Consider the following 15166-nt stretch of genomic DNA (forward strand, 5'->3'; position numbering starts at 1 on the left):
TTTCATCAATTTTTAATGAAAGTGACAGGATATTTTTAGGTTCGGAGAGGAAATAAGAAAAAAGCTGCACCAAGTTTTTATTGGGTGCAGCTCTTTTCATAAAGCTTTTCTTTTTTTAATAAAATTCACCAACACAAAAAGTAAGAATACTAGGAAAAAGACCAGTCCAAAATAGGGAATATACTTTGGATTAAGGTGAAAGGCACCTCCAGCATAATAACCGGCTAAAATAAACGGTATTGTCCATAAAACTATTCCTACAAAAGATGAAAGGAGGAAGTCCAAAAGTGAAATTTTGTTCATCCCTGCAAAGTAGGGACTGATTTGCCGGATACCAGGCATGTAAAAACCGAATATAATCGTTTTACGGACATTTTTTAAATATTTATTATTTACCTTTTCCCAGCGTTCTTCTGTAATGCCAACATATTTCCCGTATTTTAGGATAAAAGGACTGCCTATATATTTTCCTACAAAATAGGCTGACAGCATGCCGATAAAAGCTCCAAAAAACGCCGACAAGCAGGCCGGAATAAACGCCAGACTGCGCTCGTCAACCAATACACCAATCAAGAATAACAAAGATTCCTCCGGTGCAGGAATACCCACGATCCCACAAAATAAAAACAGAAAAATCACCAGATAGCCATACATATTAAGATAGTGCAAAAGAGTATCAGTATTCATAACTCCTCCTTACTCACAAGAACGCCACGGGAACCGTCCCCTTGGTTCCCGAGGTTCTTTCCAAGTCTGATCATTTCAAACAAAAGGAAGTTGAAGAATATCCAAACACCGCCATAGACGTAACCTCCAACAACATCACTTGGAAGTACAGTGTTTGATTCAATATTTACAAGGGCTAAGCCAATTAATAGGATGATGACAAATATTGGGCCAAAGATAATGGCGAAATGCTTTTTAGTATGACGAATTAGCAAAAATAAGCAGGTTCCATAAATAATGATCAAAACTGTAGCATGAAAATCAGGAAAATTGGCTGAATGAAATTTCCCGACAAATCCCGTGGATTGAAGATAAGCAAATGCCTTCAAAACGGTATCATGAAAGGGTTTGGCACCTGCTAATATGACTCCAAGCAACAAATATTCAAGACCTCTGTTTCGGCGATTGCTCCAAACTTTGATCATGGTTACTGCTAGGATCGAACCAAATGCGATCTTGGTTTGAAATACGATAAACACGGTCATCCAACTCATATCAACAACAGAATGAATTAAGTATTTCGTCACTTCATTAAACTGAGTAAACTCATCAGCCAAATAATCCTGTGCCATACTCAGCATCAATGTAACCAAACCAACTAATAGCAGCGTGAGGACAATGAGAATTACCTCCGTTGCACGAAGGGTTTTTAGTTTTAGCATTAAAGCATTTAAAAAATGGACAATAAATGATTTGATTTGAACTTTATAATAACGGAAAGCAAAATAGCCAATTAAAACGATGGCGATAACAATAATGAAGACGATAAAATATTTACTAGCAGCATGATGGAAACTCTCCCATTTTGGACCTAATACTTTCCCCAAAGTAATAAAACAAACGCCCCATAAAAAAGCCCCTGAATACGCAGGGATGATAAATTTCCGGAAAGGCATCCTAGAACTGCCAGAAATATAACCCGTGAAATGTCTAATGCCTGGGATGAAATAAGCAAAAATTAGCAATTTGCTGCCGGACCGCTCAAACCAAGCGGACGTTTTTTTATACCTTTCAGGTCCCATGTGAATAAACTTTCCGTATTTCTCGATCAGTTTATATCCTCCTGCTTTCCCAATCCAATAGGTTATCGTAATTCCCGCACCTCCTGAAAGAAAAACAATCAAGAGCGCTAGGAGGTAATTCATTTTACCCTGATAAACAAAGTATCCAGTATAGCTCATTAAAAACTCACCCGAAATAGGAAGGGCCATGAGTTCTAAGAAAATCCCGATGAATAATATGAGATAACTATGTTGTTCAAATAATGATAGTAAGAATGACATATAAATGCCCCCATTTTTTTAAAAGAGGCCTACAATGTATATCGGCCTCACCATTAGGATATCACTTGGAATAAATTAATAAGCCTTCTTAATCAATTCTTAATGGTTTATTAAGGGAACGCAAAGGATTGTTTAGGAATAGCTTAAGTAATTTCCAAAAAATCAAACGTGAAAGGCCTGACTTAGAAATGAAGTCAGGCCTTTCACCGTAATTTCCATAGTCCTGATGCAGAAAAAAGAAAGGCAGTGCAGAAGCCTTTCCAAACCATCATATATTTTCCAGCAAGACAAAATGCAGTTATAAAAATCGAGTTACTAAGTTAACAATTACAGGACCAATTAGAACAATAAACAATGTTGGAAAGATAAAAAGCACCATTGGGATCAGCATTTTCACCGGTGCTTTCATCGCCTTTTCTTTCGCGGTGAATCGTTGCTTTTCTCTTATACGCTGTGTCTGGGTTCTTAGTACCCTACTCATTCCGATTCCCCATATGCCATTCACCCTAACTATTGTATAAATTCCCATGTCTTACATTTATTTTCTCCAGGAGAGTAAGGATTACCCTAAAATCACCTCTGTTTATTCCACAATAACCCGAATAGAATTCCCAAATTAACCATTAGATTTCCTGTTATCCCTAAAAAATAATCCAGTATGACAATTTATTTGATTTTTGTCGTTTTTTAAGTAATAACCATCAAAATTCAACTAAATGTAACCTGATAGTTAAAAACATGAAACCTAATTATGTGATAATGACTACTCATGGGGTTGTAAAAAATCGATTTTATAAAGATAATAGTTTACGAAGTTTCACATAATAGGCGGTGCTTAAATTGTCACGGAAGAAAAAGAAAAGAATTAGGTGGGGTAGAGTGTTTGGGGCTCTTATTCTATCAGGTATCTTTGTGGTTGGTATTTATACGATAGTTCAATACATAGAAGGAAAAGTCAAAGTGCTTAACGAGCCGCTTAAAAAAGTAGAAGGAAAACATACTTTTAAAGGTGCAAAAACAAAAAATAAGCTAGAACCAATAAATGTCCTTTTATTAGGAAGTGATTCGCGGGGAGAAAAACAAGCGCGAACGGACACGATTATGATTGCCCATTATGATCCGCAAAATAATGCATTTAAACTGGTTTCGTTAATGCGTGATATGCTTGTTACTGTCCCAGACCATGGCCAGCAAAAACTAAATGCTGCTTATTCTTTTGGTGGACCTGAATTACTGAGGCAAACCATCAAAGAGAATTTCGATCTGGATATACATTACTATGCCATTGTTGATTTTCAAGGGTTTGAAAAAGCAATCGATGTCCTAGTTCCAAACGGAATGGAAGTCGACGTTCCCTATGAGATGTCCTATGGCATTGGAATGACAATCAATGAAGGTAAGCAAAAGCTTCATGGGAAAGAACTATTGGGATATGTCCGGTTCCGTCACGACCGGTTAAGTGATTTCGGACGAATCCAACGTCAGCAAGAAGTCATTTCCAAATTAAAAGAAGAAGCACTTGGTCCAGAAAGCATTATCAAACTTCCAGAACTAGTAGGTCTATTAAATAAATACTTAGATACCGATATCGATAGTTCCACCCTTATGAGTGTTGGAAAAGATCTTCTCACCAATAAAAGCAGTACTGTAGAAACATTACGCATCCCCGAGGATGGCAGTTTTGAAAACAAACGGTATGAAGGGCTTGGTGAAGTCTTAGAAGTAGACTTTGCTCAAAATAAAGAGGCACTTTCTACTTTTATAGAAGGACAAGGAACGGCACAAACACAAGAATAATTCCGCTAATCCCGAAAAAATGCCCGCCAAGACATTGGTCTTAGCGGGCAAAAGTTTTTCTGCAATGACCACCAGAAGAAGCACTCTGGTTCTAATAGTTTTTTATCAGCATTTTATCTATTCCACGAACTGTATCATATGAATCTACTAGTTTCTCCGGTACCAGAGTTCTGCCAAATTCCCAGGCATTCTCTTCAATTTGAGCTAGGAGCTCCGCTTTTTCTTCCTCCCCGCCATACAGTAAGGTCCTTAAACTATGTTTGTTTTTCTTAAAATCCAAATAATAGCCGAGCTGATGATAAAGAATGAGCTTAACACAGTCTTCATCACTCTGGTTAATTTTAAAGTTGATATTCGCTATGTATCCATTGATTTGCAGATAGTTAAACTTAATCGTATTGGTCGAAACGTTATAACTCATCGGTGCAGGTAATGTATTGTTTATTTCATAATTAATATCCAATTTGTACTCTTCTAAAGTATTTTTTATAATCTCTTCAATATCCCATATATAAAGCAACTAACGATCCCCCCTTCCTCTCATTATTTTTAAGAAAAGCAACAACAAAGTAAATCCTGCTTTATACCTATGTCAGAACATTTGGCCCTTTCCGTTTTTCTATTCCAAGCAAAAAAATGATGGGCCGCCAGCCCATCATTTCCCTGAGGTATTCAAAAGATCACCATATCTATTTGGCAGTAAAGGCACGAATCTCGTCAATGGCACGATTGAAGAAATCCTGCAGTTTTTGTAAAAATGACTGCCCTTCATCTGAATGCAAGAAAGTGTTCACTTTTTCTGCTGTTTCACTAACCTGGTTCTTTACCCCGTTCCAGTCAATGTCCATACCCTTCAGTTTGTTGAAGAAATCTACTAACGTATCTAACTCTTCATTTGTTAACGTAATTCCAAGCTCGGTGGCCGCTTGTTGAATGATTTCCCGGATGTCAGCCTCTGTTTTTGGATCCTTTTGGGCAATTTCATCTTTGACTTTTCCCATCAGAGCAGCGGCTTTGTCACCTCCAATGGAATCACCAAGCTGTGCGGTTTTCACCATTTCTTCATTCGCCGCTTGTTTTACTTCTTCAGGAATTTGTTGGTTCGTTGTTGTTTCATAGGCTTTCATGATTCCTGTCAAAGCCGCTGTACCTGATACAGAATAGGGTGCGGTAATCTTGATGGTAGCATCCTTTACTCCTGCTGTCATCAACGCATTAATGTACATGTCATCCGTCACCCAGGTTATATTGTTACTTTCAACCTTTAAGCCGGAATCCTTCGCGTCAATTGTGATACTTGCTGACGAAATCGCTTTGTTCCCTATTTGTGCCTTTGGTATATATTCTCCTAAATATTCATGCTCTTCTTGATTGGATACAGTAATACTCTGTACCGTTTCCGGTACCCCTAATTCTTTCAACATATCAGTTTTTTGCTGTGCTGAAAGGTTTTCACCTAGTGTCACAATGACATCTCCTTCTGATGCATCTGCAAAACAAAGCGAAGGAATAGAAAAAAGCATCGCTATAGCAAGAAACATTGCCTTTAAATTCGGTTTCAAAAAAAAGACCTCCTTTTTCCCATTTGTAGCTTCGCTGGGAAGTGAATGCCGCTTTTTCATAAGAGCATTATTTTATAAAAAACAACTCCTGAAAATGTGGCTTTGCATTATCATAACACTGGAGGCTTCTGATTTCATGATAAGAAAAGATAACATTTATGCTGATTCCGTTAAGATTCTTTCATGCTAGATAAAAATGTTACAACCTTTCGTTAAATCACAAAAACTCTTAAAAAATATGACGACAGTATTGCAAGTACATGTTAGTGTATTCTTTTTGTAAAGAAAAAAACTGCCGTAGCATCATCTAAAAACCATACTGATTGAAAAGAGGATCCTGTAAAGATAACGAGTTCCGTGAGGGTCCACACTTATGGATTGGGGAGCAGGTTATTAATCACTGGGCTTGAAAATAGGCGGAGAAATTCCTCTTATTTTGGAAATAGCACTGAAAATAGCAAAATTAGACGGAGAGATTCCGCCTATTGGCTCAAAAAACATGAAAAGGGGGGATTTTCCTTTGCATAACCGGAAATCCGAGACCGTCGATTAAGTTGTAGTTTAGTCGCCTTCTAAGCCCTATTTCACATACTTTGTGAATTTTATTGAGTTTTTTCACAATCTTTCATGATTTTTTTGGTCTTTTCGCGTTCCAAGGCCTTCTGTTTTTCCTAATTTCCCTAATTTGGGCAGACGGGGGCCATCACCCGATTTTCGCATTTTTTGTAACGGTAAAAGGGCTTGATGGGTTCGGCTAATTTCTTTACCATAATTTTTAAATTGATGACCATGGCCGTCAATTTGGACGCAATCCTTAATGGTTCCCTTCCTCGTGTTCTTGGCTTCCTGAGTCCATGATGGTTGGCAGCTTCATGATTCGTCCTTTCCACATCATACCTGGCCCTTAATGCATGCTTTCCAGCTTCGGTTTGGTTAAAGGACTTCGCTTGTTCCATGAGTTCATAATAATCACTGATAAAGATAGACCGGCCGTCTTTATTCGTCGTACATTGTTGAAACAACGGGCAGGGTTTACACGCTTCTCCGAATTTAAATTGATACCCTTGCGCCTTGTTATTTCGTACTTTTTTAGAAGTCGAGTTCCCCAGCGGACAAGTGACTTCATCCAATTCAGTGTCATAGACAAACCAATCGTTTTCCAACAATCCCGTTGGATTTGTACTTCTTTGTATGGGGGCGCTCAGTAAGATCTGCATCTCTGTTATTTTCTGGCGATTTTCACCTGTACCATAAGCCGTGTCACCGATGACATGTTTCGGTGCCACACCATGGCGATTAATCATTTCCTCCACCATCGGGACAAGACGGTCCCCATCCCATTCGTTGCCTGGAATGGGTTCCGCATTTAAGATTAATCCGTGCTCCCTTGACTCCAAGACTTGGATTTTATCTCCGGTAAACTTCTTTGATTTCGTTTTGTGTCCACTCCGGATTTCTGGATCATAGGCACTTCGGATACGGTCTTGTGGTTTTTCTTTTTTCGATAATTCTTGGTAGTGGAGTGGTTCCTGTCCAGTACCTTCAGGTTTATTTGAAACCATCGGTTTCGTGTTCTCTTGTAAAATTTGATAGAGGGTCGCTTGAAGCTCCAAACAACGAAGCTGCTGCTCCGCTTTTTTCCATGTCCAAAATAAGGGGTGTACCCTTTCACTTTCTAGCCAATGTAATAGGCTGTAGGCTTCCACCGCCAGGCGGCTAAATAATACCAATCGATCCTTTTCAGTTGTTCGATCTGATAGCCGTTTCAGGAAGCTTTTGAGGGGACAGTCCTGTAAAAGATGGGTATATAACTTCGGATATGTACGTTTGATGTGTTGGATAAGTTGAAGGATCCCTTGCTGGATTAAACGGTATGCCCCCACCTTGGCAATGTTGGCGTAGGTATGAAAAGAATCGATAAGCCAACGGTCATCTTCTTTCCCCCATAGCCCTTTCGCCAAAGCCTGGGAAAGAATATGATGATGGCACGCATCAAAAAGGTCAGAACCCATGCGGTCTCGGTCGAGCCCCAAGGTACTATGATCGAATCCGTTAAAAGCTACAGGTACTCCGAAAAAACGTTTTAAATCCATACGATAAAGGATGGCCTCTTCCATTTCACGATCAGAGTAATTGTGATAGCGTTGAGCAAAATGAATCTTTAATTTTAATGAAGGGGCAAAAGGACGTTGCCCATTTGAGGAATATAAGGGCGCACAGAGTTCATCTGCAAAGGAAAAGTCAACCACTTGTTCCACTCGGCTCCAGAAAGGATGGGGAGGAACTGAAGCGAAGACTTCATAATCTGATAAGGTTAACTGGCCAAATGTTTTATATTGAATGTGCGCCATCACAATCACTCCATACATAAGATATATCTTAATTTTATCGTACATATGGAGTGGAGTGATAATAAAATAATAGAATTTAGAAAAGTATGTGAAAAAGGTATTTGTCGTGAGTTAATCGACGGTCTCAATCCTCCCCTTATTCACCCCGAAACGAGCTCCATTCTGAATTTAACCGGAAAATCTCCGCCTATATATCACTGGTCATCAATTAGAATCCGATATTCTATAGAACTTCTCTTTTAGGAGAACTGTTAACCAGCTTTAACTCTCCAGTTTTGGGGATTAATTCACTAACGTTTTCATCCCATTTTGATTCGGTTTTCTCCTCCGCGACATATTCCTTAAAGGAGCAGTTAAAGAGTTTTCGAGCCACTCGCCCTTTATGACCGATGAGGTTGAACCAGTTTTGCCCGATATAAAGTGGATTGGTTAAGATGTTATCAACGATGAAGGATATACGGTCTTTTTCTTCATCGGAATCAAATTTTGTTTTAGAAGAAAGAGCCAGGATCATATAGTTTGAAGACTGATCCAATTCCAATAATTGCAGATGATAGTTTCCACGCTGCTTTTGATTGAAATCCATTAGAACGGTTCCGATACTTTTTTCAACATCGATTTCATATTTACTTGCATCTTTCCAGGTCGTTAAGCGAGAATCAAAAATAGACAGTGTTAGTATATAATAGGCCGCAAACTTATTAGGATCAAATGCTTCATTAACAACACTCTTTTCATCTTCCGGTACAACGATAAACTTTTTATAATTAGCAAAGAAATTTTCAATCATTCGTCTACCTTCTTTCGAACTTAGATTAATAGATGAACCACCTTGCACTTGTCTCTTTCTACCTGCATGTACTTTCGAAAACTTCTCTCGTAATTTGTCAAAAAATTCGGATGACTCTTTTTTATAGTATATATTCCCTGATAAAAGCCAAAAATCCTGCCACTTACTTCAAAAATCTACATCATTCACTCATTTTAATCAAAAAGTCCTATTAGCCTGCCAGAAAATCCATTCAAGACAAATAAGAAAACATCTGCCGCATTTTGTGGGCAGATGTTTTGGAAAATCTATTTTAGTTCGACTGTATAAGTAAATTTATCGCCCCTTGCAATGGAAGTGGTGTATTCAATCACCGCAGCTTGGTCATACGCGACACGTTCCAACATCAGGCATGGTGAATCCTCTATGATATTTAACATATCTGCTTCCACCTTGTTTGCGCTAACCGCTTTAAAACTTTCCAGGGCACTTGAAATATTCATGTTATACTTGGAGCGAAATATCTCGTACATTGGGGTTTGCTCCAATTCTTCACGCGTAAGGTTTGGAAAATATTTCACTGGAATATAAGAGGTTTCGTATAACATGGGATCATCGTCTGCAAGCCTAACACGAATAATTTTATAAAATTCATCTTCTACATCTAAATACATGACTTTGGCAATTTTTTTATCACCATGAATTTTTTCAAAAGAAACAACTTGTGTAGACGGTTGTTTACCCGCTTTCTTCATCTCCTCTGAAAAACTATAAAATTTCAGCAGACTTTGACGATGTGTTTTTGGTGTAACATAAGTCCCCTTACCATGAACTTTATAAATATACCCTTCCTTTTCCAACTCCTGCATGGTTTGCCTTACGGTCGTACGGCTGACCTGATAGGAGTGACATAATTCTCGTTCGGACGGAAGCTGATTATTTTCCTTAAACTCACCAGAATTGATTTTTTCAATGATTGTATCCATCAATTGATAGTATAAGGGAATCCGTGAATCAATCGTGAACATGGCTTACTCCTTATATGGTATCTTTGTTACTACCAGTAATATTTTTTTAAATACTAAACCACTTCTGTATGGCTATTTTGAAACTGAACAACCTCTTTCAAAGAAGGAACATAACTCGCGCCGCCGATTCTTAACGTGGCTAATGCACCACAAGCATTGGCAAACCTAAGAAGCTCTTCTCCACGTTTGTTTTGTAAAAAGCCTGATATTAATCCCGCATTAAATGAGTCACCAGCACCGGTCGTATCGATTGGGTTTACTTTATATCCTTCAGCACTTATGAAGTCGGCATTATGACCAAATAAAACCGAACCATTTTTCCCTCTTTTTATGGCTACCGTTCCACGCTTTTCGGGCAGACAGGTCGGTACATCAGTTATATTATCAATATTTAAAATGCTAAATAATTCTTCTTCACTCGGAATAAATAAATCGGTAAACTCCAGTAATTCCAATAAATCTTCTCGATACCATTGATTGTTTGGATCCCAACCAGTGTCAAAGGATGTACTGACCTGATGTTTGTGAGCCTCTGCAAAAATTTCCTTCCATTGCAGTCTGGCATCTTCCTGTAGATAATATGAACCAAAATGAATGTGATCGGCCATATCATATAAATTTTCCGGCAAATACTCCTTCGTCAATTTTGAAATGGCACCCATGTATGTGATCAATGCTCGGTCCTTTGGGGTTGTTAACGACAGAGTGACTCCGGTTTTTAATCCAGGATCGACAGTTATATAATCGGTATGAACCCCTTTATCCCTCAGTTGTTCGATACAAAAATGACCGAATGGATCATCTCCTACCACCCCAACAAAATAGACCTGGTGACCAAGCCCCGCTAAGACACATGCCGTTATCGCCGAGGATGAACCTAATACCTGTTCAAAATGATCGACCAACTTTTCCCTATTCCATTCTGGAGTGATATTTTCCCCTGAGAAAATTAAATCTACATTCAATTCTCCTAAAATAAAAATGTTTTTCTCCATAAGCCGATTCTCCTATTATTTTTTATTAAGGATGAAAATTGATGAGTCTAGTTAAAATATTGCGGCAGATAATCTTGATGCGCGTCCAACAATTCCTTTGCCAGCTTTTTTGCTGCATCCTCGGTTCTGATGGAACCATCAGCTAGCAGCGCCTCCACAAATAGTGAAAATTCTCCTGTAAGTGCTGCCTCTACCGTTAAATCAACAACATTCAGCCTCTTTCTAATAAAAGATGCTCCTATCTCAGGGAAGTCTGCCAAAAATAGCGGTTTAAAACCACTGGCAGCAGCAACAGCAGGAAGCTCTAGCACTGCATGTTTGGGGAGGTTCGGAATGGCCCCATTATTGGGTAAATTAACAGAAAAGACTTTTCTTTCATCACGATACAGCGAATGTAAAATGTCAACAAGCTGCTCATGCTCCCCCTCTGACCGCTCAAACAGATGCTCATTTATATTTCTTTTTCCGGCAGCGATTTCATGCATGGCTTCATAAACCTGGTCTCCATCTGCGATCACATTTTCAAAAGAGATGGCATCCACACCCAGTTTCTTTCCATAATAATCACCGCTGCTAAACCGCTCAGGAAAGAATTCAACGACGTGCCGGTCCAAAACGGCCGGAAATAAGCCAAACCTTTCAAAAAATGACCAAGAAAACGGGTTGTCACTGTAATGCGGGTTGCCACTTTTTGTGGCTTTACCCTTTACTTGCCGATGAAATTCTTCCAGCAGCAATGGCTTTGCGTCTTCACCATTCACCCTGATATCATATAGAAAGGTTAAATGGTTTAACCCCACACCAAGGGATTTAAGATCCGACAATTCCCTGCCCAAGAATCTGGCCAAGTAGTGCTCTACATGGATAACGCCATGGCAGAGCCCGATTACATTCATATCTAGCTGCTTATGGATGGCCGCACAGATCGCGGTCATCGGATTCGAATAGTTAAAGAAAAGAGCATTCGGGCATAATTCTTTAACATCCTTGGCAATCTCGAGCATGACGGGAATCATTCTTTGCGCCCGGGAAATCCCTCCAGGCATGGTGGTGTCCCCCACCGGTTGATAGATGCCATATTTTCGGGGGATAAAGACATCCGCCTCCCAAGCTCTTCTTCCGCCTACCGCGATGGTGGTTACCACCACATCTGCACCGGGGAGCAAATCCTTGCGATTCGTTGAAGCATGGATCTCGATTTCCGCCCCTTTAGCAGAAACCATTTTTTTGACAAGCTTTGTAATAGAATCCAATGCTGCTTCATCAATATCCACTAGCCCGATTTCCAGAGACGGGAACGTGTCCCGAGAATTAATGAAATCGGCAATTAAGCCTTGGGTAAAAACAGAACTGCCGGCACCAATCAGCACAATTTTTCTTTTCTTCATTTCTTCACTTCCTGTCTTATTTCATCCCAGTCATCGTCATACCTTTAATGAATTGGCGCTGGAACAGTAGAAATACAATGACAACCGGAATCATGATTAACACACCGGCAGACATGACCACGTTATAGTTCACAACATGTTGTCCATTAAAGAAGACCAAGGCCAGCGGAACAGTCATTTTTTCCAAATCGTTTAGGACAATTAATGGCCATAAATAATCATTCCAGGCAGCCATGAAAGTAAAAATACCGACAGCAGACAAGGCTGGCTTAATTTGCGGCAGTATCAAGCTCCAAAATGTCCTGAATTCCCCAGCCCCGTCAATCCTTGCCGCTTCAATTAAATCATTGGGAATGGACTCAATAAATTGCTTTGCTAGGAAAATACCAAAACCGCTGATAACGTTTGGAATAATCAGGGCTAGTATATTATTTATTAACCCTAAATCAGAAACGATTAAATATCGGGGAATCATAATGACCTGAAAGGGAACCATCATGGTGGCCAATATTAATAAGAAGGAAAACTTCTGCCCTCTAAATTTGAATTTTGCAAAAATATAGCCCGCAAGTGCACTTGTAAACAATGTGGACACTGTGATAACTGTAGAAGATATTAAACTATTAACCAGCCATCTTAAGAAAGGTGCATCATTTAACACCGTCTTGTAGCCTTCTAGTGAAATTTCTTTAGGAAAAATATTGGTTTGTCCCGAAAGAATTTCATGATTCCCTTTCAAGGAAGACAGAACCATCCAAAGGTATGGGATAAACATGATGACAGCACCAATAAAAACAGCCACAAACAAAATAATATATGGAATATCCAGTTTCTTCTTCATAATGCGCCCCCTAATATTCCCACTGTGATTTTCCTAATTTCAACTGAATAATCGTGATAATCAGGATGATGACAAACAGCACTGTTGCGATGGCTGATGCGTACCCCATATTCATATAAGTAAAAGCGTGATCATAGATACCTAAAGCTAGGACACGCGTTTCATTCTGAGGTTCACCGTTCGTTAAAATTTGGAACTGAGGGAACATTTGGAAATAGGAAAGACAAGTCATAATCGTGACAAAAAGAGTAGTTCTGCTCAACAGTGGAACCGTAATATTCCAAAAGATTTTCCAGCGATTGGCGCCATCCAATTCCGCTGCCTCATAAAACATTTTCGGAATAGAATCTAACCCTGCCATAAATAGAACGATATTAAAGCCCATATCCGCCCAGAGGGTCATCGCAATAATCGAGTACATGGCGATCGATGGATCCGTGAGCCAATCGACACCAGGCATGTGCAAAGCATTTAGCATGACATTGAAAAGGCCTGTATCTTTATTAAACATCGTCGACCATACCACTGCTGAACCCGCTAAAGGAGCAATACAAGGCAGAAAGTAAACAGTTCTAAATAGATTACGAAACAGCTTACTTCTGATTCGATTGATCCCGATTGCAATCATTAACGTAAAAATGATATTGGCAGGAACCGCAATAATGACAAATTTAAAGGTATTCCAAAAAGACTTTGTAAAGACATCGTCTTTTAAGAGATTCATATAATTCTCTAATCCGATAAACGGAGAACTTTCCTGCAGTGGATTATATTGATAAAAGGACAAAACCAATCCCCAAACGATTGGGATGGCAGAGAAAACTAAGAAAACAATCATAATCGGTGTTAAAGAAAAGAAAACAAAGCGGTTCTGATTCTTAATTTGGGATGATTTCTTACTTTTCTTTTCCTTAACCTCTATAGATGTATCAGTTACTGTTGTTTCAGGAATTGATGACATCGCTGTCCCCCCCTTGCTTACTTTAATCGCCAACTCTTTTCAAACTAATCAACAACATTTTTCGGTATAAAAGGAGGGGGTTGTCCCCCCTTTTATACCGATGCTGGGTAATGCTAATGATTCCCTACCACAATACTATTGCTTAGCCAGCATTTGATTGATAGTGGTTTCGATTTTCTTTAAACCGTCTTCAACGGAAACTTTATCAGCAGCAATCAATTGGAAGTTATCATTAATGGTTTTCTTTAAGAAATCTGTATCAACATTTCCAATAAACTGTCCATTTGGAAGGACATCGATGGAAGCTTTCATTTCCGGCAACGCCTTCAAAAATTCTGGATCCTCAGCAGCCTCTTTGTTGGCAGGGATTGTAAATGTTGTAATATTGAAATATTTAGCATTTTCCTTTTCTGTCATATATCGAATGAATTTCCATGCTTCCTCTTGATGTTCACTGCTTTTTGCGACAATTTCCCCCCAGCCGGATTCAGCTGCAAAATATGGAGGATTTTCCGTAAATGAAGGCATCGGAATATATTCCACCTTCTCAATTTTATAATTTTCTTTTCCAGCCGCAATCGACCAAGGGCCTCTTAAGACCATTGCCGCCTTATTCTTGAAAAATAAATCAGATGTATCTTCTTTTCCGCCAAAGTCACGGAAGTTTGTCACCTTATAATCGGTTACGAATTTTTTAAGTTCTTCCATAGCCTTTACAGCTTCTGGACTAGAAAAATCAACTTTTTTGTCATCTGCCCAGTATTCCCCTTTTTGTTGAAGAATTAGAGACAAAAATGTAAAGGTGATACTATCATTGTTAATGAAGTCAAAACCTTTTACTTTGATTTTTCCGTCTTCTGTTACTGTCAATTTTTGGGAGGTTGTTACAAACTCATCCCAAGTTTTTGGATACTCTAGTCCTGCTTCCTTGAACATGTCAGGGTTTGCTAGTACACCGCCATTTTCAATGTTATATTCATGTGGAATTCCATAAGGCACTCCGTCACGGGTGTAGGCACCTAAAGCAGGTTCATAGAAACCGGATGTTACCCAATCCTTCATATCATCAGGTACAGGAGACAGCAAATTATTTTTCGTATATTGTGGTACCCAGTTACCAAATACTTGAGCGATATCTGGTGGATTTTTAGACGCATAAGCTGCTTTTAATTTTTGAATAAACGCATCATACGGAAAGATTTGCAATTTTATTTTTACATTTGGATTGGCTGCTTCGTAATCCTCGATAAACTTTTTATTTGCTTTCACAAACGCTGGACCATCATGGCTCCACCATGTCAACGTTACTTTACCGTCACTAGATCCCTTTTCAGATGAACCAGTTTCCTTACTGCTGCAGGCAGTCATTAGAAGTAGAAAAATCATGATCATAACCGAAACTACTTTAAAGTTTTTCACTGAATTCCCTCTTTTCTGTTTTTAATAGATTTGAATTCCCACCGGT

General features: G+C 39.0%; 14 protein-coding genes. 1 reads left to right on the forward strand and 13 read right to left on the reverse strand.

The window, feature by feature from the left end; all coding sequences use genetic code 11:
• Window positions 1-96 precede the first annotated feature (96 nt).
• The 3 genes from ACZ43M_RS14710 to ACZ43M_RS14720 all read right to left on the reverse strand — a co-directional run bounded on the left by ACZ43M_RS14710 (window position 97) and on the right by ACZ43M_RS14720 (window position 2490).
• Entirely contained in the window at window positions 97-687 is a 591-nt protein-coding gene (locus tag ACZ43M_RS14710) for a DedA family protein (protein ID WP_464503308.1), read from the reverse strand.
• A complete protein-coding gene (locus ACZ43M_RS14715) occupies window positions 684-2009 on the reverse strand; it encodes a DedA family protein (protein ID WP_464503309.1) in 1326 nt (441 codons plus the stop codon). Before ACZ43M_RS14715 ends, ACZ43M_RS14710 begins: the two co-directional genes overlap by 4 nt.
• A gap of 298 nt (window positions 2010-2307) precedes the next feature.
• A complete protein-coding gene (locus ACZ43M_RS14720) occupies window positions 2308-2490 on the reverse strand; it encodes a hypothetical protein (RefSeq protein ID WP_464503310.1) in 183 nt (60 codons plus the stop codon).
• A 398-nt stretch (window positions 2491-2888) separates the two neighbouring features.
• Between ACZ43M_RS14720 and ACZ43M_RS14725 the strand changes: the two genes are divergently transcribed.
• Window positions 2889-3806 (forward strand): LCP family protein, encoded by a 918-nt coding sequence (locus ACZ43M_RS14725; protein ID WP_464503311.1) that lies wholly within the window; start codon window positions 2889-2891, stop codon window positions 3804-3806.
• Between the two features lie 91 nt (window positions 3807-3897).
• Here ACZ43M_RS14725 and ACZ43M_RS14730 read toward each other — a convergent pair whose 3' ends face one another.
• The 10 genes from ACZ43M_RS14730 to ACZ43M_RS14775 all read right to left on the reverse strand — a co-directional run bounded on the left by ACZ43M_RS14730 (window position 3898) and on the right by ACZ43M_RS14775 (window position 15120).
• Window positions 3898-4326 (reverse strand): hypothetical protein, encoded by a 429-nt coding sequence (locus ACZ43M_RS14730; protein ID WP_464503312.1) that lies wholly within the window; start codon window positions 4324-4326, stop codon window positions 3898-3900.
• 169 nt (window positions 4327-4495) lie between these two features.
• Window positions 4496-5368, reverse strand: coding sequence for a DUF1002 domain-containing protein (locus ACZ43M_RS14735; protein WP_464503313.1), 873 nt, complete (start codon window positions 5366-5368; stop codon window positions 4496-4498).
• A 680-nt stretch (window positions 5369-6048) separates the two neighbouring features.
• Complete coding sequence (locus ACZ43M_RS14740) at window positions 6049-7719, reverse strand: transposase (protein WP_464503314.1); 1671 nt, start codon at window positions 7717-7719, stop codon at window positions 6049-6051.
• A gap of 223 nt (window positions 7720-7942) precedes the next feature.
• Complete coding sequence (locus ACZ43M_RS14745) at window positions 7943-8509, reverse strand: hypothetical protein (RefSeq protein ID WP_464503315.1); 567 nt, start codon at window positions 8507-8509, stop codon at window positions 7943-7945.
• Window positions 8510-8796: 287 nt separating this feature from the next.
• Entirely contained in the window at window positions 8797-9516 is a 720-nt protein-coding gene (locus tag ACZ43M_RS14750; protein ID WP_464503316.1) for a GntR family transcriptional regulator, read from the reverse strand.
• A 53-nt stretch (window positions 9517-9569) separates the two neighbouring features.
• Complete coding sequence (locus ACZ43M_RS14755; RefSeq protein WP_464503317.1) at window positions 9570-10511, reverse strand: carbohydrate kinase family protein; 942 nt, start codon at window positions 10509-10511, stop codon at window positions 9570-9572.
• A gap of 47 nt (window positions 10512-10558) precedes the next feature.
• On the reverse strand, window positions 10559-11899 hold the full coding sequence (locus ACZ43M_RS14760; protein ID WP_464503318.1) for a family 4 glycosyl hydrolase: 1341 nt from the start codon (window positions 11897-11899) through the stop codon (window positions 10559-10561).
• Between the two features lie 16 nt (window positions 11900-11915).
• Entirely contained in the window at window positions 11916-12740 is an 825-nt protein-coding gene (locus ACZ43M_RS14765) for a carbohydrate ABC transporter permease (protein ID WP_464503319.1), read from the reverse strand.
• Window positions 12741-12750: 10 nt separating this feature from the next.
• Window positions 12751-13701 carry a carbohydrate ABC transporter permease gene (locus ACZ43M_RS14770; protein WP_464503320.1) on the reverse strand — a complete coding sequence of 317 codons (951 nt, stop codon included), beginning with the start codon at window positions 13699-13701 and terminating at the stop codon, window positions 12751-12753.
• A gap of 135 nt (window positions 13702-13836) precedes the next feature.
• Window positions 13837-15120: an ABC transporter substrate-binding protein gene (locus tag ACZ43M_RS14775; RefSeq protein ID WP_464503321.1), complete on the reverse strand. Its 1284-nt coding sequence runs from the start codon at window positions 15118-15120 to the stop codon at window positions 13837-13839.
• Window positions 15121-15166: the final 46 nt, after the last annotated feature.

It is taken from the genome of Neobacillus sp. B24, assembly GCF_055381825.1.

Excerpts from the sequence above, each read along its gene's own strand:
- ACZ43M_RS14760 (WP_464503318.1), bottom strand. The coding sequence starts at position 11,899 with ATGAAGAAAAGAAAAATTGTGCTGATTGGTGCCGGCAGTTCTGTTTTT.
- ACZ43M_RS14770 (WP_464503320.1), bottom strand. The coding sequence starts at position 13,701 with ATGTCATCAATTCCTGAAACAACAGTAACTGATACATCTATAGAGGTT.
- ACZ43M_RS14755 (WP_464503317.1), bottom strand. The coding sequence starts at position 10,511 with ATGGAGAAAAACATTTTTATTTTAGGAGAATTGAATGTAGATTTAATT.
- ACZ43M_RS14710 (WP_464503308.1), bottom strand. The coding sequence starts at position 687 with ATGAATACTGATACTCTTTTGCACTATCTTAATATGTATGGCTATCTG.
- ACZ43M_RS14765 (WP_464503319.1), bottom strand. The coding sequence starts at position 12,740 with ATGAAGAAGAAACTGGATATTCCATATATTATTTTGTTTGTGGCTGTT.
- ACZ43M_RS14715 (WP_464503309.1), bottom strand. The coding sequence starts at position 2,009 with ATGTCATTCTTACTATCATTATTTGAACAACATAGTTATCTCATATTA.
- ACZ43M_RS14720 (WP_464503310.1), bottom strand. The coding sequence starts at position 2,490 with ATGAGTAGGGTACTAAGAACCCAGACACAGCGTATAAGAGAAAAGCAA.
- ACZ43M_RS14740 (WP_464503314.1), bottom strand. The coding sequence starts at position 7,719 with ATGGCGCACATTCAATATAAAACATTTGGCCAGTTAACCTTATCAGAT.
- ACZ43M_RS14750 (WP_464503316.1), bottom strand. The coding sequence starts at position 9,516 with ATGTTCACGATTGATTCACGGATTCCCTTATACTATCAATTGATGGAT.
- ACZ43M_RS14745 (WP_464503315.1), bottom strand. The coding sequence starts at position 8,509 with ATGATTGAAAATTTCTTTGCTAATTATAAAAAGTTTATCGTTGTACCG.